This is a genomic window from Kouleothrix sp. (assembly GCF_046328425.1).
In the GTDB taxonomy this organism is placed as follows: domain Bacteria; phylum Chloroflexota; class Chloroflexia; order Chloroflexales; family Roseiflexaceae; genus Kouleothrix.
In genome coordinates this window covers 265,213-285,428 of the sequence record NZ_JAXLWP010000005.1, presented here as the reverse complement: position 1 = coordinate 285,428, position 20,216 = coordinate 265,213, and the positions used below count along the sequence as shown (strand labels likewise).

Sequence of the window (20,216 nt, the reverse complement as noted above, 5' to 3'; positions counted from 1 at the left end):
CTTTGGGGCGCTATGAATGTTCTGATCGTTGGCTCGGGCGGCCGCGAGCACGCCCTGGCCAGGAAGCTCGCCCAGTCGCCGCGCATCGGCAAGCTGCTGATCGCGCCGGGCAACCCCGGCACCGCCCTGCTCGGCCAGAATGTGCCGGTCGGCGCCGACGACTACGCCCTGCTGGTGCACATGGCTCGCGCCGAGCAGGTCGATCTGGCGGTGATCGGCCCCGAGGCGCCGCTGGCCGCCGGGCTGGCCGATAGCTTCGCGGCCGCCGGGATCGCCACGTTCGGCCCCTCCGCCGCCGCAGCGCAGATCGAGAGCAGCAAGATCTTCGCTAAGCAGATCATGCGCCAGGCCGGCGTGCCAACCGCCGACGCGCACGCCTTCGACGATACGCGCGCGGCGATTGAGTTCGCGCGCTCGAGCGGCCAGCCCTGGGTTGTGAAGGCCGACGGCCTTGCGGCCGGCAAGGGCGTTGTGGTGGCCGGCAGCGTCGAGGCTACCGTGGCGGCGATCGAGCTGCTGGGCGCCACCAGCGCGGGCAGCAGGCTGCTGCTCGAGCAGCCGCTCGCGGGCGACGAGGTGTCGGTGCTGGCGCTGTGCGACGGCGAGCGCCTGCTGCCGCTGCCGCCCGCGCGCGACCATAAGCGCCTGCTCGAGGGCGATCGCGGCCCGAACACCGGCGGCATGGGCGCCTACGCGCCCTCCGACATCGGCGCCGAGCTGTTCGACCAGATCGTGAGCGACCTGATGCTGCCGGTGGTGCGCGAGCTGGCTGCCGCCGGCACGCCGTTTCGCGGCGCGCTGTACGCCGGCGTGATGCTGACGCCGCACGGCCCGCGCGTGCTCGAGTTCAACGCGCGCTTTGGCGACCCCGAAACCCAGGTGATCCTGCCGCTGCTCGACGGCGACCTGCTCGCCGCACTGAGCGCCTGCGCCGCTGGCCGCCTCGACGAGGCGGCGCTCAGCTGGCGCGACGGCGCGGCGGCCTGCGTGGTGCTGGCGGCCCACGGCTACCCCGCCGCGCCGCGCCGCGGCGACCCGATCGCCGGCCTTGAGGCGCTGGCCGATCTGCCCGATGTGCTGGTGTTTCACGCCGGCACCGAGTGGGCCGACGGCGCGACTGTGACCGCCGGCGGCCGGGTGCTGTGCGTCACCGGGCTCGGCCCCAACCGCCGCGCCGCGCTCGACCGGGCCTACGCGGCTGTCGACGAGCTGCGCTTCCCGGGCATGCAGTTCCGGCGCGATATTGGCCAGGTGTAGAGCACCATGACCGCACGCTCGATCGCCGTGCTGCTCTCGGGCAGTGGCTCGAACCTACAGGCCGTGCTCGACGCCCAGGCGTCGGGCGAGCTGGCCGGGCGGGTTGCGCTGGTGATATCCGACCGCGCCGATGCCTATGGCTTGCAGCGCGCCCTCGGCTACGGCATCCCGTGCGCGTTTGTGCCGCTGCCGGCCGCGCCGCCGGCCGAGCGCGCGGCCGCGCGCGCCGCCTGGGAGCGGCGGCTGCTGAGCGTGCTTAACGCCTTCAGCTACGATCTGGTGCTGCTCTCGGGGTTCATGCGTGTGCTCTCGGCCGAATTCCTGGCCAGCTGCCGCGCCCCGGTGATCAACCAGCACCCGGCGCTGCTGCCCGACCCGGCCGATGCTGCGGCCGGCCGCGATTATGTGCCGACCAGCGCGGGCGCTCGCGTGCCGGCGCTGCGCGGCGCCCACGTGGTGGCCGAGGCGCTGCGGCGCGGCCTGGGCGCCACTGGCTGCACCGTCCACTACGTGACGCCGGAGGTCGATAATGGGCCGGTGCTGGCGCGCGCCGAGGTGCCGATCGTGCCCGGCGACACCGAGGCGAGCTTGCACGAGCGCATCAAGATCGCCGAGCGCCGCATGATCGTCGAGGTACTGGCCCGGTTGGCCTGAGCATTCCGCCGCCCAATGCCGTGGCCTGCCGCCGGTGACTTCTGCGCCGCGCAGGCGTCTGAGGAAAAGGATCTGCCGCGCCGCCAGGCGATGGCGGCGGCGAGCCGGGGGAGAATGAGCACTCTTTGGTTTCAGCAGCGCAGCAAAAAGGAGCATGCACCATGGACGAGCTTGTGAAGGTGATCAGCGATCGCACCGGGCTGCCGGCCGATCAGGCCCGCGCAGCCGCGCAGGCGGCGGTGGATTTCATCAAGTCGAAGCTGCCCGAGTCGGCGCAGGGGTATGTCGATATGGCACTGAACAGTGGCTCGGCGGGCGATATTGCCAGTCAGGCCGGCAACATCCTGGGCGGGCTGTTCGGCGGCAAGCAGTAGGCCGGCGCAACCGGCTCGGGCGGCACGAATCAGCTAGCTTCGTGCCGCCCGGGCAGCCTATGGCCGGCCGGCGCTAGATTCCCCCAACGTAGCGCCCACGGTTCAGAATTGCCTGCGGATCCCACGCCGCCTTGACCCCGCGCATCAGCTCGATCGTCGGCGGCGGCGCGCCCCAGCGGTCGATCAGCCCCAGGCTGGCGGGCGCATCTTCCACCGCCGCGTACCCGCCGATCGCCGCAAGCCGCGCCCGCAGCGCGCCCAGCGCGCGCGCGGCCGCCTCGCCGTCAGGCGGGTCGAGGTGCCAGCGCGCGTACACCAGCCCAACCCCCGCGTAGCCCAGCACCCGCGCCGCGGCCGCTTCCGGCGCAAGCTGCTCGGCCAGCGCCAGCGTGTCGGCCAGGGCGCCGGGCGGCGCGCCGGCCCTGATGATCAGCGCCGCGCTGTCGCCGAAGCGCTCGTATTTGAGCCGCGGGTTCGCGAACCCCGCCAGCGCCTGCCACAGCGGCCGGTCGTCGTCGAGCGCTTTGCGCGCCGCCCCCAGCGCCAGCCCGGCCTCGGCGGCCAGCTGCGATTGCCGCCGGACCGCCGCCGCGATGCCGTTGAAGCGCGCGATCACCAGCTCGGTGGTGCCCGCGCCCGCGCTCAGCAGCAGGCTTACCGGCGCCAGCGGCGGCTCGCGCAGGCGTGCGGCCAGCGCCAGCGCCACGGCGCGCGACGCGCAGGCGAACACCAGCGTCGCGCTGTGCTCGGGCAGCGGCGCGACCTTCAGCGTCGCCTGGGCGATCACGCCAAGCGTGCCGAGCGCGCCAATGTGCAGCTTGTGCGTGTCGTAGCCGGCGACATTCTTCACCACCCTGCCGCCGCTCGCCACCAGCCGGCCGTCGGCAAGCGCCACGCGCATGCCCAGCACCCAGTCGCGCGGGGTGCCGTAGCCCAGCCGCAGCGGGCCGCTCGCGCCGGCCGCCAGCAGCCCGCCCAGGGTCGCCTGCTCGGGCGCGGCCGGGTCCCACGGCAGCCACTGGCCGCGCTGGCGCAGCGTAGCCTGCAGCTCGCCGAGCGTCACGCCGGCCTCGGCGGTGATCGTCAGGTCGGCCGGGGCGTACTCGACGATCCGGCCAAGCGCGGCCGTGCTGATCGGCTGCGCGTCGGGCGACGGCGGGCCGCCGAGATGCTGAAGCGTGCCTGCGCCCCAGGGCGTCAGGGGCTGGCCTGCAGCAGCTGCGGCGGCGAGCGTCTCGGCCAGCTCGGCGGCCGAGCCAGGCGCAAGCGTGGGCGGTTGCGGTTGGTTCACGTGGCGCCCTATCTGTCTCAGGCGGCCTCGAGCGCCTGGGCGCGCGCCTCGGCCAGCATATGCCGGGCGATCACCACCGCGCCCAGGGTCGGGTCGTCGACGCGGGTCATCGCGCCGATCGCGACGTCGAGCTGCGCGTGCAGGCTGGGCCAGAGCCGCTTGCTGCTGAGGATCACGCCGCCGGCCAGCGCGAGCGGCGGGCGCTCGAGATCGAGCCGCCGCACCACCGCCGAGACCATGCGCGCGAGGTCGGCGCCGGCCTGCTCGATCACCAGCTGCGCGGCCAGGTCGCCCGCGTCGGCCAGCGCGGCCACCGGCTGCGCCAGCGCTGCGATGTCGGTGCGCGAGACGCCGCCCTGGTACACGTGGGTGATCAGCTGCGGCGGCTCGGCGATGTTCCAGTGCTCGAGCACCAGCTGCAGCAGGCCCGGCGCGTCGGCGCGCCCGTCGGCCGTCTGCGTCGCGAGCCGCAGCGCGTGCGAGGCGATCGCGTAGCCGCTGCCTTCGTCGCCGAGCAGGTAGCCCCAGCCGCCGCTGCGCGCGGTGCGGCCGTCGGGCGCCTGGCCGTGGCAGATCGAGCCGGTGCCGCAGATCAGCGCCACGCCCCAGCGCTCGGCGGTGCCGCTGGCCAGCAGCAGCTCGGCGTCGTTCACGACGCGGATCTGGCGGGCGATACGGTGCTGCTCGCCCCACGCCACGAAGCGCGCCTGGTCGAGCGGGCGGCCCACGCCGGCCAGCCCGAGGCACGCCGCCGCGATCGGCGCGTCGTCGGGCACGCCCGCGCTGTGGCGCGCCTCGCCGATTGCCGCCGCCAGCGCCTGTGTCGCGGCGGTCAGGCCGATCGCCTGGTAGTTGCTCGACCCGGCCACGCCGCTGCCGATGATGCTGCCCGATTGATCGGCCAGCAGCGCGCGCGTCCACGATCCGCCGCCGTCGATGCCAAGGATGAGGTCGATCATAGCGTGTGTATTTCGGCTTTCTTCTTCATAAGGCTGCTACTGCGGCCTTTACGCTTCGCGCGCCAGCTCGATCGCGCGGCGCACGCGGCCCTCGCCGCGCTCCAGCAGCTCGAGCGCCTGGCTGGCGCTTACGCCGGCCAGCGCCATGACGATCGCCGGCTTGGGCGCGCCGCCCGCCGCCTCGAGCAGCTCGGCCGCCTCGCCGGCCGGCAGCCCGGTGGCCTGCGCCACGATCGCCGCCGCGCGCCGCCGCAGCTTGCTGTTGCCGGGGATGACGTCTACCATCAGGTTGCCGTAGGTTTTACCCAGCCGAATCATCGTCGCGGTGCTGAGCATGTTCAGCACCAATTTCTGGGCTGTGCCGGCCTTCATGCGCGTCGATCCGGCCACCACCTCGGGGCCGACCAGCGGGGCGATCAGGATGTCGGCCAGGGCCTCCATCGGCGTGGGCATCGCGCAGCTGAGCCCGGCCACGCACGCGCCGCGCCGGCGCGCCTCGGCCATGCCGCCCAGCACGTAGGGCGTGCGCCCGCTGGCGGCGATGCCCAGCAGCACGTCGAGCGGGCCTACCCCGGCCGCCGCTACGTCGCGCGCGCCCTGCTCGGGGTCGTCCTCGGCGTCTTCGATCGAGCTGGTGAGCGCGGCCGGGCCGCCGGCCAGCAGCCCGAACACGCGCTCGGGCGGCACGCTGTAGGTCGGCAGGCACTCGACGGCGTCGAGCACCGCCAGGCGGCCCGAGGTGCCCGCGCCAATGTAGATCAGCCGCCCGCCACGGCGCATGCGCTCGGCGCTGGCCTCGACCAGCCGGGCGATTGCGTCGGCGCAGGCGGCCACCGCCGGGGCTACCCTGGCGTCTTCGGCGGCGATCACCCCGACGATCGCGCGCGCGTCGAGGGTGTCGATCGCGGCGGAGGCCGGGTTGGGCGCCTCGGTGATGGGCTGTTCCGATGGCGTTCCTTTTGCAATAGCGAGGGTGTGGCTGCGTTGTTCGGCATCGCGCGCCGGCGCTTCCACAAGCAAGCACCGCTCTGCCGAAGGCTGAGCGCGCCAAGGGCGCAAGCCCTTTGTCGCATGGAAGTGCGCGAGCCGGCGGCGCTGCGCCAGATCATAGCAGCAGATCAAGAAAGACGCGAATATGCCAATTCCCGAGCAGCAGAGCGCCGCAGATGCCCCGCGCACCACGCCCGACGGGCGCTACATTGTGGTGCGCGGCCGGCTGTGGCGCCGCAGCAACCCGCACCTGCCCGCCGCCGAGCGCGAGCGCCTGGTGCGCGACCTGATGCGCGCCCGCGCGGATGTGGCCCGCGCCAACCGCACCAACGACGATGGCCTGCGGCGCAGTGCGCGTGGGCGCGTGCAGCAGGCCAAGCTTCGGCTGGGCGAGCGCGGCCCGGTATGGTGGGACGACGGCGCGCCCGATTATACGCGCCGCCTGGCGGTGAACACACCATACCGCGCGTGGTTTCTCGACGGCGAGCGCGCGGGCGATGATGCGCCGGCATGAGGCCGATCGGCCGCGATTAGATCCACGCGCCCGCCGCAACTGCACGCTCCGCGCCGCGCGTGGTTTCTCGACGGCGAGCGCGCGGGCGATGATGCGCCGGCATGAGGCCGATCGGCCGCGATTAGATCCACGCGCCCGCCGCAACTGCACGCTCCGCGCCGCGCGCATGCTTGATATCGGCGCACGAGGATCCGCTGGGCAGCTGCTTGCAAGGATTCATCACGTCGCGCGGGTCGAATACGGCGCGCAGCTGCAGCATGGCGCCGATGTCGTCGTCCGAAAACATCCAGCGCATATAGTCGCGCTTCTCTAAGCCAATGCCGTGCTCGCCGCTGATTGTGCCGCCGGCGGCTACGCAGGCCTGCAGGATCTCTTCGCTGGCCGCGATCGCGCGCTCGCGCGCCCCGTGCTCGCGCAGGTCGAACAGCAGCAGCGGGTGCAGGTTGCCGTCACCGGCGTGGAAGATATTCACCACGTCGAGCTGGTAGCGCTGCGCTACTTCTTCCGTCAGGCGCAGCAGCTCGGTGAGGCGCGAGCGCGGCACGACGCCATCCTGGATGTGGTAGTGCGGCTTGAGCCTGGCGCACGCCGCCAGCGCGCCCTTGCGCCCGGCCCACAGCTTCTGGCGCTGCTCTTCGTCGCTGGCGGCGCGCAGCTCGCGCGCGCCGTGCGCCCTGCAGATCGCCGCGATCTGCTCGGCCTGGGCCTCAAGCTCTTCGCGCAGCCCGTCGATCTCGATCAGCAGCACGGCGCGCGCGTCGGTGGGGTAGCCGGCGTGGATGTACTCCTCGACCAGGCGTACGCCCAGGCCTTCGAGCATCTCGAGCGCGGCCGGTACGATCCCGGCGGCGATAATTGCCGATACGCTGTCGGCCGCGGCGTCGAGGCCCTGCCCTGCGCCGGGTATCGCCTCGTCGTAGATCGCCAGGAATGTGCGCACGCTCTCGGGGTTCGGCGTGAGCCGCACCGTCAGCTCGGTGGCGATGCCGAGCGTGCCCTCGCTGCCTACAAACGCGCCCAGCAGGTCGTAGCCGGGCGCGTCGGGCGCCTCGCCGCCCAGCTGCGCCACGCTGCCGTCGGCGAGCACGACGCTGGCGCCGAGGATGTGGTTGGTGGTGACGCCGTACTTCAGGCAGTGCGGCCCGCCGGCGTTTTCGGCCGCGTTGCCGCCGATCGTCGACGACCGCTGGCTCGATGGGTCGGGCGCGAAGTGTAGCCCGTGCGCGGCCGCGGCCGCGCTCAGGTCGGTGTTGATCACCCCCGGCTGCACGACCGCCAGCCGCGCGGCCGGGTCGATCCGCAGCACGCGGTCGAGCCGCGCCAGCGACACGACCACGCCGCCCGCGGCCGGCACCGAGCCGCCCGAGAGCCCGGTGCCGGCGCCGCGCGCCACGATCGGCCAGCCCGCCGCTGCGGCGATCCGCACCACTGCGGCCACCTCGGCGCTGCTGCCGGGCACCGCCACGATCTCGGGCGCCGCCAGGTCGAGCGCGCTGGCGTCGTATTCATACAGCATCAGCTCTTCGCGGCGATGCAGCACGTGCTTCGCGCCGATCGCGGCCACAAGCTGGGCGATCAGCTGCTCGCGCGGCAGCGAGGTGTTTGCCATGGCTTTGTGTCTCGCGCCCCGTGCCGGCTGGCTCACGCGCTGATCGCCGGGCCAGGCGCGATCAGCGGCCAGAACTCGCGGATGAAATAGGCTTTGGTGGCCTGCGCCAGCGCGGTGGGGTAGATCGCGCCCAGGCTGGCGGCCACCTCGCGCGCCGCCGGGTCGAAGGCGTCGGCCGCGCTGAGCAGCGCCGCCGCCACCGCGCGCAGGTCGTAGTCGGCCAGCGTCTGCGCCAGCGCCTGCTGGTCTTCGGCGGTCAGGTGCTGCTCCAGGTCGCCGTACTGCTCGAACGGGCTGGCCATGTCGCGCCGCCAGCGCATCACTTGCGCCAGCACGTCGCGGCTTTTGCCCAGCAGGTGCAGCGCCTGCCACAGCTGGCCGTGCTTGAGCTGGCCGATGCTGCTGTACAGCCCCCACCAGAACTCGTCGCAGGCGATCACAATATGCTCGGGCTGGAGCAGGTCGTCGCCCGCGCCGCCGCGGCCGCGCGCGCTCAGCAGCGCGTCGTGGTCGAACAGCACGCGCCAGCCTTCGCTGGACGGCAGCGCCTCGGCGGTCACCACCGCAAGGTCGATGCGGTGCGGCCCGTTGAGCAGCGCGCGCAGCCGCGGCGGGATTGGCGAGATCAGCGAGACCCATAGCGCCGGCGCGGCACTCGCCAGCGCCGCGCGGCCAAGCTCCAGCTGCTCTTCGGCCGGCGCGTCGGCGGCTACCACCAGCAGCTCGATGTCGGTGGCGCTCTCGGGCTGGCCGCTATACGGCGTGCCGCGCACCAGCGCCGCGCGCGCGCGCGGCAGCGCCCTCAGCGCCTCGGCGATCTGCTCGATCAGCGCCGGCGCAGTGTATTGCTGCGATTGTGTCATGGAATGTGCCTCTTCAGCATATCGTATCGGCGGCCAGCCGCAGCCGCCCGGCTACGCCTGCCATGTACGAAACTGATTGCGGCCGCTTTGTTTGGCCTGGTAGAGCGCGTCGTCGGCGTGGGCGATCAGCGTGCCGATCGTATCGGCCTGCCGGTCGAAGCCGGCGATGCCGATGCTTATCGTAACATAAAAGTTGACGGTGCCGGCAACATTTTGGGCCGTGCTGGCGATATGCTGGCATAGCCGGTTGGCGAGCTCGGCCGCTGCGGCGGTCTCTGTCATCGGCAGGATGCACAGGAACTCCTCGCCGCCGTAGCGGCCAAGGTGATCGGTCGAGCGGATCGCGTGCTGCAGCAGCGCGGCCGTCGTGCGCAGCACCGAGTCGCCGGCCTGGTGCCCGTAGCGGTCGTTGATCTGCTTGAAGTAGTCCAGATCGATCAGCAGGATCGACAGGCTCGCCGGGTAGCGCGTGCAGCGGTCGATCTCGTCCTTCAGGTAGCCGAAAATGCTGCGCCGGTTGAATACCTGCGTCAGCTCGTCGAACCGCGCCAGGCGCTCAAGCTCTTCCAGCGACTCTTCGAGCTGCCGCTGTTTTTTCGTCAGCTCGTGGCGGGCTTTCTGCAGGCTGCGCGTGGTCAGCGACAGCTCGTTGGTGATGCGCATGTACTCCTGCGCCGCGCGCGGGTCGAGCGGCGCGATTGGCTCGGCCAGCACGATCAGCTGCGCAGCCGAGAGCGCGTACATGCGGCTGCGGTACGAGCGCGGCAGCTCGTTCGGGTTGGCGATGAAGTTGAGCACCACCGGGCCGCCGATCTGCGCGCCGATCGCCTCGTCGATCAGGTGCAGCATGCGCGGGCGGCTGCTGGGCTCGAGCAGCGCCGCCAGGCTGGTGGCGCCGGGCATGAAGTCGAGCATCTGCTGCATGCTCGGGTTCCACTCGATCAGCTGGCTGTCGCGATCGAGCAGCGCGATCAGGCAGTGGCTCTGCTCGATCAGCGGCGCGCCGCCGTGCGCCACCAACCGGTCGACCAGCCCGCTCATAGCTTCCCCGCCGACTGCTGGTATGCCTCGATGTAGTCGCATCCGCTGCGCGCGCTGGCCGCGAACCCGTCGGCGCCGATCTGGCGCCATAGCTCGGGGCTGGATGTGTATGCCTGCCCGCCTACCAGGATGTGCGGCGCCGGCCGGCACGCCTGGCGCACCTGCGCGATCAGCGTCGCCACCGCCGGCAGGCTGGTGGTCAGCGTCGTCGAGATCGCCAGCACGCGCGCGCGGGTCTGCTCGATCAGCACGACGACGCTCGCCGCCGGGGTGTTCGCGCCGGTGAAGTAGACATCCCACCCGCCGACTTCCAGCAGGTCGGCTACCAGCCGGGGGCCGATCTCGTGCATCTCGCCGGGCGACGCGGCCACGACGATGGCGCCTTTTTCGCGCGGCAGCTCGAGGATCAGCGGGTAGTGGATGGCCATCACGCGCTGGGTGATCGCCGTGGCGAGGTGCTCCTGCCCTACGGTGATCTCGCCGTGCGCCCAGCGGTCGCCGATCTCGTACATCGCCGGCTGGATGACGTGCTCCCACCACGTCGAGAGCCGCGCGGGCGAGGTTACATACTCGCTGGTGATGTGGATGGCCTCGGCCATGTCGGGCTTCAGCAGCGCGGCGATGTAGCCCTGGAACAGCGGCGCCAGCTCCGCGTCGATGGCGCGGCTGGCGGGCGACGTGCTCGCATGCTCCGTCAGCCAGCCGTGCAGCATTCCCATGCAGCCGTACACGCGCTTGATCTGCGCCGCGCTCTGCGCGTCGAGCAGCTGATCCGCAGCATCGCACCACACCGCCAGGTCGAGCGGGAAGTGGCGAAGCGACACGCCGCGCTGTATGTAGGTGCGGTAGACCCACGCGAGATCTTCGATCAGCGCCTGGGGGGTTTTGAGCCGCAGCTGGCTGTAGATCAGGTTGGCATACTCGGCAAGATCGGTGTGGAGAATATCATCGGCGACAAACCCGAGCAGGTCGCCGGTATCGGCGCGGTGCGCGCCGCGCTGGTACGCAAACGCCACCAGGCGCGGCATGGATTGGGCGAACGCGTCGCAGGTGGCTGGCTCGATCGCGGCCAGCACGTTCGCCAGGCATTCGGTTGGCGATGGCTCCATCGCACACCCCCCGCGGAGCATGGCCGCCAGGTGGCGCTATGCTTCATAATCGATCACGGCGCGGCTCTCAAGGAACGGCGACATCCACTCGTTCACCGCGACGTGCTGGGGGTGCGCGATGTATGCGCGCAGCGCGTCGGCGTCGGCGAGCGTGCTGTCGAGCAGGAATGTCCATACCACCGGCCGATCCGATGGCAGCGACCGATAGCAGCGAATGCCCATCAGGCCGTGGATCTCGCCGTACAGGCCCTCAAGCCGGTCCATGATCTCCTGAAGCGTGGTCTCGTCGGTCTCGGGTTTCTTCTTGAACATCACCATGTGCTTGATCATCGTTGGCTCCTATGCAACCACGTAATCAATTCTCGGCCTCGGACGACAAAGCTGGAAGCCGGGAACTCCTCTAGTGGAGCGCTGAGCGATTGAGCGTGGAGCGTAGAGCACTCGGCCATCCCGATGTGCTCCGGGCACTCTGCGGGTGCCAGCCCTATACGCTCGGCTCTATTCCGCGCTCGCCCCCTTGGGCAATGCACCGGCGGGAGCTGCCCCGCCCTGCATACGGCCCGATACAGCGCGCCTGAGCGCCCGCGCACCGCTGTGCTCGGCGCCAGGCTCCCCTGCTCTGTTCATTATACTCGAAGCAGTTGGCCAGGTACAACAGCTGTTAGTGGAGGTTTTGTGTATGGTCTTCGGCAGCTGGCGCTTTGCGCCAGCTGCCGAGGGCAAGAGGAAGTACGACGTCAATGCGGCGAGGGGTACGCATGAGGCACTTAGTAGTGTGTCAACGAAGTTTCCTTGTATCGCTCGAAGCGAAGAAATGCCATGTCATGCTGAACGAAGCTCCGCTCCCTCCATGCCGAATCAGCGATGTTTCATCGAGGGAGTGAAGCTTCGCTCACCATGACACTGAAATACAAGAAAACTTTGTTTACGAAGTACTCAGAGCGTCACTGTTCGTTTACCTATTAACCTATTGATTAGGTTCTAGCGAACATCGCTCACTGCACAGTGCAACTACGATTCTGGAGTGTGAAATTTTTTGGCACCGAATTTGTTCCGCTATATGTTCCCTGGATCTCAAACGTGATTGAGCTGTCGGCAGGGAAGTTCACGTTCCAACTCACGCCACTGATTGTGACATTTCGGCCACTTTGAGCATGAGCGGCATTCCAACTATCAGTAACTACCTCCTTATCAGCATATGTCCAGCGTAGTTTCCATTTATTGATCGGTGAAAGCAGTTTATTGACGATCTTGATATCAGCAATAAACCCATTACCCCAATCCTTGGATATGACATATGTGATTTGGCATGTTGCTGGTATAGGGGTCGGTGTACTGGTTGGTGTCTTGGTAGGTGGTACGCGGGTTGGTGTGCTAGTGGAAGGAGTTGCTCCGCGAATATGTTTACTCAAGGGAACTATTTGAGGCCGATCAATACCATTTTGAGGTTCAATGGTAAATTCGTAGTCACCCCATAGTGGCCCGGCAGCCCAATAGGTCCATCCTATCCATACATTCGCGTTGGCGTCAATATAATTAAGCATGCGGTCAAGTGCGTCATAGCAAGTATCGTTGCGGCCGCCAGCAAATTCACCGAGAAAGCCGCGCTTCCCATATTGTTGGAGCCAAGACGTAAAGGCTTGGAGGCGTTCAGTGCCAATTGTTGGGCTTACACAGCTGCCGTCAGCACCGTTACTATTTGCATTAAGGTATTGATGAACTTCAAAGGCATAATTGTTTTTAGGATCCTTTATATTTAGTAGTGATACGGCATTTGAACCGCTGCCAAAATCATATGGCCAGTTAAGAGCACTACTCCAGTAATTGCCTGGTACTAGAATAAGATTCTTTGCACCAGTAGCACGGATCGCGCTAATAGCCGCATTTGCATCACTAAGCCATAGATCGGTTGGCATGTCGTGTGGCTCATTCATTAGGCCGAAGATAATATGCGAGTTGCCTTTATAGCGTGTCGCTAGTTTTTTCCAGAAATCAATAAAGGCCGATATTGGCCAATCTTGACCAATAACTTTAAATGTTGATGCATCATAGTAGCGTGCGTAGTTGTGCGGATCTAGAACGACGAAAGCCTGTTTATTGGTAGCATATTGAACGATATCATCAAGGCGAGCTTGTTCATCTTTATCGAACGCGATCATGGGCGCTCGTTGCAATCGCTCCCACCGAAATGGAATTCGGAATGTATTCATGCCTTTTCCAATAAAGTAGTCCACTTCGTTATGCGTCGGGTATGTATAATCTTGGCCATATTGGCCTGGGAGTTTATTCTGATCGAAATCGACGCCGAATTCAGCGCCAGCGAGATTAACGCCAACATAAGTAATCGATGGAGCTGCTTTTGCAGTATATGACCCGCTGATACTAAACAGCATTAACATGGCCAATAGGGCGATGATAAAATAATGAAATCGATACTTTAGCATGTCGCTCTCCTGGGTTTAAAGATGATTGATATTATGAGGGTGAAATGTTCACTTTGCGGAATTAATGGCATGCAAGAGTGTTATTAGGGCGATCGTGGTTGAAAAATATATTATAGTAATATGATGAAATAAATTTTTTAATTTTAAGAGTGTGATGTGCGATTGAGTATTTCTAAAATATAAAATCCGTGTTTTTGAGTATTATAATTTGAGAGGTAATTAATTGTAGATTTTAAACAAAGATTCTATTTGCTGTCGGAAAATTGTTTTTGAAATAGGTGTGCAATTAAGGATAGTGGAAGTTCTATCCAAGTTTTACAAGTAAAAGTGTATTACCACTTTATTATTTTCAAGGGCTTGGAAGATTATCAATTCCTTCCTTTGCTCGTTGTGCGGGAGACCAGTACTGTTCAACGCTAGGATCCCACGTACGTGCGTATGGGAATTCCTCTGCAATCATATACATAGATCTTGCTTCTTCTATTTTATTTTCTTTTGCTAAAGCCGTCCCTTTCAGAAAGTAGCAGGTTCCTGTATTATTTAATTCAACACGTATGTCTATATCATGCTTCGTTGATGCATTAACGGCTCCTGTTGGCGGTAATGGTGTGCCGTTATGAATGAGTTCTTGCTGTATGTCACGAGCCGCTGGCTCATATCGACTGATACAGATATCAGCATATTGTACGGCTCTTTCGAAATCTTGGTTAATTAGCGCCTGCCAAGTCCAATAATCAGGTGCATCGATCGACGGGTCAATCGTTGGTGTTGCTTGTATTGATGATATAGATATAGCCGAAGGAGCGGATAAAATCGTTTGTGTATTTGCTCCTATGGTAGATATAGGTTGTGGTGATATAACGCCGACATTACTAGTTTGTGAAGTACTGGTATTTGGGCTTGGTGTATGTAAGCCTGGGATTATGGGAATAATTACTGCGATAATGCCAGTAATACTGGCTATAAGAACAAGAATTAACGCACCGCCAGCAAATAAGTACAACCATGGAGAAATGATACTTGTATTTGAATAGAATCGATTTTCTTTTCGTCCTCTTGTATCAAGAAGTTGAGAGTTCAAATCCCGAAGCTTTTCCTGAATTTCTTCAATCTCTATAATCGTCTCAGGCGGTGTGGCAAGTCCATAGGTAGCCTGCTTTTCCTCAAGCACCTGAAGGCGTCGCTGGTACTTCCGTTGTAGATTTTCGATATGCAGCTTCTGCTCTTGGTTCACTTTATTCTCTACGATATCAAAACTTCAAGAAGTGAAAAGCTAACCGGAAATTAATTGGCGTGAAGGAGCCATTTGAACAAGATGTCGATGAAGCAAGGTGCTTCAATCTTTAGTGGTTTCCACACGATGATCGAATTTTTTTCCTTGCTCAGATCTTGCTAACGGCCTAACAATGCGAATATTTGAGCGACTACTAGTGCTTTAGCAATACCGTAAAGCTAAAGTTGATTCGTAGGCTTGGTCACGAACTCAATATGAAACAAGAGGTACTGATTCTTGTGAGTGTCTTCCCGAATTGAAGAGGGAGAGATAACTCGTGCAACACCACGTCTATTTCTACTACTCATTATCATACACAATCGGCTGTATAGTTGTCAATATACAAAATATAAACAGTGATGCTTGTCTTAAATTATGTCAATTATATGCTTAACCTTGTACACTGCTTGAGTGAGTATGATAATATGGACATAACAGCTAAGACTAATACACTCTTGACAGCATCATGGGTTAACATCAATCGTGCTTCCGCGTACCCAATTTTCCTCTTCATCGACATACGGAAGTTTGCACAACAATGCTCAAGCGCGCCATATGTGCCCATGACTGTGTGTTCTCCGATCTAGATCGGCACAAGTTAGCCAGATTTCACGCCAAGATCGAAGAGTTGCTGGGAACCTTCAGTATGATTTACATAAAGCTAGTGATCAGCCAGATGAGGTATTACATCTTAATGCATAGGGGGCGTGATGCGACCGCTTGATATACGCATGCCCTTTAGGCATACACCCGAAGGCGTGCAGGCGCGCTTTATTGCGCTCGTACAGTGTCAAGTCGAAACCCCGCGGATTGAGCCATCCCTTAAATCGAATACAATAGGCGTAGCTGCCGCATCAGTGAGGTTGGTAGATGCCTATGAAACTTGAGCTACTCGCGGAAGACCGGAACGCCACTCGCTCGAATGCCATTCTTTTTGTTCATGGGGCGTGGCACGGAGCCTGGTGCTGGGAGAAGTTTCTGCCGTACTTTGCTCAGCATGGCTACGCCGCGTACGCGCTCAGCCTGCGCGGCCACGGAGCGAGCGATGGACGCGATCGGATTAGGTTCCACAGTGCGGCGAAAGGCTATGTCGCCGATGTCGCTGCTGTGGTTCAGGAGATAGGCAGACCAACCATATTGGTTGGCCATTCTATGGGCGGCTATGTGGTGCAGAAGTATCTTGAGAAAAACAGTGCGCCTGCCGCTATCCTACTCGCCTCTATCCCCGTCTCCGGTATCCTCGGGTTTGGCCTTCGCTACGCCAAGCGACACCCGTGGGACTTTCTCAAAGCCCATCTTACGCTAGACCTTGGCAAATTCCTGGGTACGCCTGAGCTGGCACACGATAGCCTGTTCTCTGCGATACCGGACGAAGAGCTTATGCGCCATTTTCACCGGCTTCAGCCCGAATCCTTCGTCACAGAGCTCGAGACACTGGGTCTAAACCTGCCGAAACCGCGCAAAGTCCGCGCTAAAAAGACGCCTATGCTGGTGCTGGCGGCCGAGAAAGATACGGTCTTTTCGGTGAAAGAAGAACGACGTACGGCTCGTGCATATGCTGTCGAAGATACAATGAAGATCTTTCCTGGTATGGCGCACGACATGATGCTCGAACCAGATTGGCAACAGGTAGCCGACGCCATGCTGGAGTGGATGCACGGGCATAACTTGTAGCCAAGAATCTCTTTTTCAAGGCTGAACGCGCCAACTGCGTAAGTCCTATGGAAATAACAATGGTGGGGTTTGGGGGCCTGCGGCCCCCAAGAATCCTGTCTTGAGGGAGGTTTGGAGGGGCTTTGCCCCTCCGGCTCCCCTATTTCCGATTAAGCCTAATAGTTTGATTGAAGGGAATCCGATCGCAATGACCAGAGGCTCAGCGCATACCACCACCCAGGCCGCCGACGCCGCAACCTTCGCCGGCCGCGAGCGCGACTGGCGCAACGGGCCGATCGTCTACCAGGTGCTTGTCGACCGCTTCGCCCCCGCGCTACAGCTGAGCAGCAAGCACGCGCTCTACCCGGCGCCCAAGCAGCTGCGCGATTGGTCCGAGCAGCCCCGGCAGGGCGCCTACCTGCCCGACGCCCGGCTCAGCAGCCATGAGATCGATTTCTGGGGCGGCGACCTTGCCAGCCTCGCCGGCCGGCTCGATTATCTGCAGCAGCTCGGCGCCGATGTGCTGTACCTGAACCCCATCCACCTGGCCTACACCAACCACAAGTACGACGCCCTGGATTTCATGGCGATCTCGCCCGAGTTTGGCGACCGCGCCGATTTCGTCGAGCTGGCCGCCGGCGTGCACGCGCGCGGCATGAAGCTGGTGCTCGATGGCGTGTTCAACCATATGGGGCGCAACGCGCCGATCTTCCAGGAGGCGCTCAGCAACCCCGCCAGCGCCTGGCGCGACTGGTTTGCGATCGGCGCGCAGTACGACGGCGGCGCGCGCGTCTGGACCGGCTACCAGAACCTGCCGGAGCTGAACCTGGAGAACCCCGCCGTGCGGGCGTATCTCTACGAGAGCCCCGACTCGGTTCTGCGCAGCTACTTGCGCGATGGCGCCGACGGCTGGCGCCTGGACACGGCGTTTGAGCTTGGGCACGCCTACCTGCGCGACCTCACCAGCGCGGCGCATGCCGAAAAAGCCGGCTCCCTGATCGTCGGCGAGATCGTCAACTATCCCGACGAGTGGCTCCGGTCGATCGACGCGGTGATGAACTTTAGCCTGCGCCATATCGTGCTTGATCTGATCTCGGGCGCGCTCACGCCCGCGCGGGCCGCGCGAATGCTCGATCGGCTGGTCTGCGACGCCGGCATCGAGCCGATGCTCAAGTCGTGGGTGCTGATCGACAACCACGACATCCCGCGCATCGCCACCCAGCTTCCCAGGGTTGCGCAGCGCCGCCTGGCGCAGGTGCTTCAGTTCACGCTCCCCGGCGCGCCGAATGTGTACTATGGCAGTGAAATCGGCATGACCGGCGGCGCCGATCCGGAGAATCGCGGGCCGATGCGCTGGGATCTGGTGCGCGCCGATAACCCCGAGCTTGCGTGGATCAAGCAGCTGATCGCGATCCGCAAGCAGCAGCGCGCGCTGCGTATCGGCAATGCCCGGCTGGTCGAGGCCGAGCGCCTGTTCGCGTTTGAGCGCTACACCGAGCGCGCGCTGGAGACGCTGGTTGTGCTTGTGAACCCGTCCGGTACCGCAATCACCGAGCGGGTGATGATCGCCAATGCCGGCCTGATGGACGGCACGCTCATGGTCGATCTGCTGGGCGACGCAGACACACCCGCCGCCGGCACGGTCGATGCCGGCTTCATGACCGTGACGGTTCCGGCCGAAACAGCCTTCATCCTGGCGCCGCGCGAGCGATTTCTGGGCGGCTACAGCCGCTACAAGCGCGGCCAGTAGCCTGTGCGGCAGCAGCCGGCGCCGCTTGAGGCGCCCCAGGTGTTGCCACGCAGCCCTCACAGTTGATCTGGCGCGGCTCACGAATATCTTGAGCGGGCGCTAATTTAATCCTAGAGCCGCTAATATAATCTTAGCGGGCGCTAATTTAATCCTAGAGCCGCTAATATAATCTTAGCGGGCGCTAATTTAATCCTAGCGGGTGCTAAAAGGGATCTTGAGCAGCGCCGGGAGTATCTTAGCGGGTGCTAAAAGCGATCTTGAGCAGCGCCGGGAGTATCTTAGCGGGGCTGGGAGTATCTTAGCGGGCGCTAAGATAGATCTTGAGCGGCTCAAATATAATCCTAGCGTGCGCTAATATAATCCTAGAGCCGCTAATATAATCCTGGCGGGCGCTAATATAATCTTAGCGGGCGCTAATATAATCCTAGCGGGCTCGAAAACTAAATCCAGCTGATCACTTGCTCGGTGGCGGGGGCGCGGGCGGGCGAAGCCGCCCCTAATCTTTTATTGTACACGACGTGGCGAAGCCACGTCGTGCAACACAATTCTCTATACGTGTAGGACGTACGCAGTTGGCGCGCTCAGCCTTCGGCAGACTGGTACTATTTCTCTGTATCGTGTCCATTTTCCGCGCTGCGCGCGGAAAAACCGCACACAGAAGATGACCAAGTACCATGCTGCCGCAGGCTCAATCTCTGCCTTTAGGAAGCCGAATCACGCAAGTGCGTAACTCCTAACGTGATCAAGCGAACAGCGTCTCATTTCTGGCGGTGGCCACAGTCAGTAATGCTCATGGTTTGCCCCGGCGCGGCAGCGGGCTGCCGCGCCGGGGCCGAGGACACCATGATTAGCTCTGGTATGAGCAAAAGCGTGCCCGGCGTAGCGTGGCACGCTTTTTGCTTTACTTGAGTACTGCATAGATGCCACGGTGCATCGATGCGAGTAAGCATCCTTTACCGTAGTGGAGGACACCATGATCAACTTCATTCTGTGGCTGCTGTTTGGCGCGCTGGTCGGCTGGTTGGCGAGCATCGATGCGCACCGACGCGCAGCAGGGCGCCCTGCTGAATATTGTCGTCGGCATTGTAGGCGCATTCCTCGGCGGGTTCCTATTCAGCCTGCCTCGGTATCGGCGGCTCGAACATCAACAACAGCGATTTCAGCCTGGGCGCGCTGCTTGTGTCGTTTATCGGCGCGGTGGTGCTGCTGGGTATTGTGAACCTGGTGCGCCGCGGCTCGGTGCGATAACCGCCCGGCTTCGTAGCACAGTGCGGGGGCGGCAGTGCCGCCCCGCAGTTGCTTTGGTGGGGTTTGGGGCGGCTTCGCCGCCCGCCTTTTCTTTTTCTTGTGCGGCGCCCGGCTTTGCCGGGCGCCGCACAAGAAAACACAAGTAATCAAACGGAGTTTGTATCAATCGCCCTGGGCCGCGCTCTAGCCTTCCACGGCCTGCTCGGCGCCAAGCGGCTGGCCCCAGGTGTCCTGGAACGCCAGCTCGTCGATGCCCTTGCGCTGCGGCGAAGTCCAGTCGATCGTCGGCCGCCGGATCGACGCATCTTCGTAGCCCAGCCGGCACAGCACCATCAGCTCGAAATCGTCGGGCACGCCCAGCAGCGCGCTCACCAGCGCCCACTTCTCGGGGATCTCCTGCGGCGTCGAGACGAACTGAAACCCCATGCCGAACGATGTCGCCGCCAGCCAGATCGTCTGGATCACCGCGCCGAGCGAGATCATAGTGTACAGCCCGGTAAGCTCGGCGGGCTTGTAGATCTCGCGCGAGAGCGCGATGCCCAGCAGCATCGGCGAGTTTTCCACCAGCTTGCGCGCGTCGTTGCCGAGCACATTTGGCACGCGCAGCGTCTTCATCACCGACACGCCGCGCTCGGTGAAGGCGTACTTGGCGAACGGCCGCAGCACCGCCGGGATGTTGTCGATATGGATGCCATCCTTGGTGGCCGACGCCTCCTCGGGCGTCAGCCGGAAGAACTTGCGGTACTGCAAGAAAAACCTGCCGTCGTCCATCAGGTCGCGCATCGACTCGCCGGCCACCCGGCCGAGCGCGCGCCGCCGCTCGGGATCTTCGACGATCACAAAGCGCCAGGGCTGCGAGTTGAAGTGCGAGGGCGCGCGGGCCGCCAGCTCGAAGATCGCGCGCTTGTGCTCGGGGGCCACCGGCCGGTCGGCGAAGGCGCCGTTGGTGGTGTGGCGGCGGCGGATGGCGTCGAAGAGATCCATTTGAAAGCCCCCTCTTGTAGGATTGTGAGGATGCACTGAATGAATACAGGCTACCGCAGATTCGAGTTTTCAAGACAAAGGACGAAAGACAGAAGACGAAACAGCGCCGTCTTTTGTCTTTCGTCTTTTGCCAAACCCGGTTCGGATGAGTGATAGCCTGTACGTAGTTCAACTTTCGCTAGGACATTCCGTAGCCTGAACAG

General features: G+C 63.4%; 17 protein-coding genes and 1 pseudogene. 7 read left to right on the top strand and 11 right to left on the bottom strand.

Translation table 11 applies throughout. The annotated features are described in order from the left end of the window. Window positions 1–12 precede the first annotated feature (12 nt). From purD to U0177_RS05895, 3 genes are all read left to right on the top strand, one after another. Window positions 13–1,257 carry a phosphoribosylamine--glycine ligase gene (gene purD / locus U0177_RS05905; RefSeq protein ID WP_409569672.1) on the top strand — a complete coding sequence of 415 codons (1,245 nt, stop codon included), beginning with the start codon at window positions 13–15 and terminating at the stop codon, window positions 1,255–1,257. Between the two features lie 6 nt (window positions 1,258–1,263). Then, window positions 1,264–1,911: a phosphoribosylglycinamide formyltransferase gene (locus U0177_RS05900; RefSeq protein WP_409569671.1), complete on the top strand. Its 648-nt coding sequence runs from the start codon at window positions 1,264–1,266 to the stop codon at window positions 1,909–1,911. 161 nt (window positions 1,912–2,072) lie between these two features. Then, window positions 2,073–2,285: a hypothetical protein gene (locus U0177_RS05895; protein WP_409569670.1), complete on the top strand. Its 213-nt coding sequence runs from the start codon at window positions 2,073–2,075 to the stop codon at window positions 2,283–2,285. Window positions 2,286–2,358: 73 nt separating this feature from the next. Here the strand turns inward: U0177_RS05895 and U0177_RS05890 are convergent, their stop codons facing one another. Genes U0177_RS05890 through murQ form a run of 3 tightly spaced genes read right to left on the bottom strand, consistent with a single transcriptional unit; the run spans window position 2,359 to window position 5,549 of the window. Beyond that, complete coding sequence (locus tag U0177_RS05890; RefSeq protein WP_409569669.1) at window positions 2,359–3,576, bottom strand: FAD-binding oxidoreductase; 1,218 nt, start codon at window positions 3,574–3,576, stop codon at window positions 2,359–2,361. 17 nt (window positions 3,577–3,593) lie between these two features. Then, window positions 3,594–4,535: an N-acetylglucosamine kinase gene (locus U0177_RS05885; protein ID WP_409569668.1), complete on the bottom strand. Its 942-nt coding sequence runs from the start codon at window positions 4,533–4,535 to the stop codon at window positions 3,594–3,596. Between the two features lie 48 nt (window positions 4,536–4,583). Continuing rightward, window positions 4,584–5,549: an N-acetylmuramic acid 6-phosphate etherase gene (murQ, locus tag U0177_RS05880; protein ID WP_409569732.1), complete on the bottom strand. Its 966-nt coding sequence runs from the start codon at window positions 5,547–5,549 to the stop codon at window positions 4,584–4,586. Window positions 5,550–5,670: 121 nt separating this feature from the next. Between murQ and U0177_RS05875 the strand changes: the two genes are divergently transcribed. Further along, window positions 5,671–6,039 carry a hypothetical protein gene (locus tag U0177_RS05875; RefSeq protein ID WP_409569667.1) on the top strand — a complete coding sequence of 123 codons (369 nt, stop codon included), beginning with the start codon at window positions 5,671–5,673 and terminating at the stop codon, window positions 6,037–6,039. 121 nt (window positions 6,040–6,160) lie between these two features. Here U0177_RS05875 and U0177_RS05870 read toward each other — a convergent pair whose 3' ends face one another. The 7 genes from U0177_RS05870 to U0177_RS05840 form a co-directional block, all read right to left on the bottom strand. Continuing rightward, on the bottom strand, window positions 6,161–7,648 hold the full coding sequence (locus tag U0177_RS05870) for an FAD-linked oxidase C-terminal domain-containing protein (RefSeq protein WP_409569666.1): 1,488 nt from the start codon (window positions 7,646–7,648) through the stop codon (window positions 6,161–6,163). A gap of 32 nt (window positions 7,649–7,680) precedes the next feature. Next, window positions 7,681–8,511, bottom strand: a complete 831-nt coding sequence (locus tag U0177_RS05865) for an aminoglycoside 6-adenylyltransferase (RefSeq protein ID WP_409569665.1) — start codon at window positions 8,509–8,511, stop codon at window positions 7,681–7,683. A gap of 51 nt (window positions 8,512–8,562) precedes the next feature. Continuing rightward, complete coding sequence (locus U0177_RS05860; protein WP_409569664.1) at window positions 8,563–9,552, bottom strand: sensor domain-containing diguanylate cyclase; 990 nt, start codon at window positions 9,550–9,552, stop codon at window positions 8,563–8,565. Continuing rightward, window positions 9,549–10,661, bottom strand: a complete 1,113-nt coding sequence (locus U0177_RS05855; RefSeq protein ID WP_409569663.1) for a B12-binding domain-containing protein — start codon at window positions 10,659–10,661, stop codon at window positions 9,549–9,551. The genes U0177_RS05860 and U0177_RS05855 overlap by 4 nt, the downstream gene beginning before the upstream one ends. Window positions 10,662–10,697: 36 nt before the next feature. Continuing rightward, window positions 10,698–10,991, bottom strand: coding sequence for a Dabb family protein (locus U0177_RS05850; protein ID WP_409569662.1), 294 nt, complete (start codon window positions 10,989–10,991; stop codon window positions 10,698–10,700). Window positions 10,992–11,656: 665 nt separating this feature from the next. Continuing rightward, window positions 11,657–13,105, bottom strand: coding sequence for a cellulase family glycosylhydrolase (locus U0177_RS05845; protein WP_409569661.1), 1,449 nt, complete (start codon window positions 13,103–13,105; stop codon window positions 11,657–11,659). 349 nt (window positions 13,106–13,454) lie between these two features. Next, window positions 13,455–14,339, bottom strand: a complete 885-nt coding sequence (locus U0177_RS05840; protein WP_409569660.1) for a hypothetical protein — start codon at window positions 14,337–14,339, stop codon at window positions 13,455–13,457. 915 nt (window positions 14,340–15,254) lie between these two features. Between U0177_RS05840 and U0177_RS05835 the strand changes: the two genes are divergently transcribed. From U0177_RS05835 to U0177_RS05825, 3 genes and pseudogenes are all read left to right on the top strand, one after another. Further along, entirely contained in the window at window positions 15,255–16,052 is a 798-nt protein-coding gene (locus tag U0177_RS05835; RefSeq protein ID WP_409569659.1) for an alpha/beta hydrolase, read from the top strand. A gap of 187 nt (window positions 16,053–16,239) precedes the next feature. Beyond that, the gene (locus U0177_RS05830; protein ID WP_409569658.1) at window positions 16,240–17,781 is read left to right on the top strand and encodes a glycoside hydrolase family 13 protein; all 1,542 of its coding nucleotides are present in this window, start codon (window positions 16,240–16,242) and stop codon (window positions 17,779–17,781) included. Window positions 17,782–18,754: 973 nt separating this feature from the next. Then, a pseudogene (locus U0177_RS05825) lies at window positions 18,755–19,029 on the top strand (GlsB/YeaQ/YmgE family stress response membrane protein). Between the two features lie 183 nt (window positions 19,030–19,212). Here U0177_RS05825 and U0177_RS05820 read toward each other — a convergent pair. Then, the gene (locus U0177_RS05820) at window positions 19,213–20,013 is read right to left on the bottom strand and encodes a nitroreductase family protein (RefSeq protein ID WP_409569657.1); all 801 of its coding nucleotides are present in this window, start codon (window positions 20,011–20,013) and stop codon (window positions 19,213–19,215) included. Window positions 20,014–20,216: the final 203 nt, after the last annotated feature.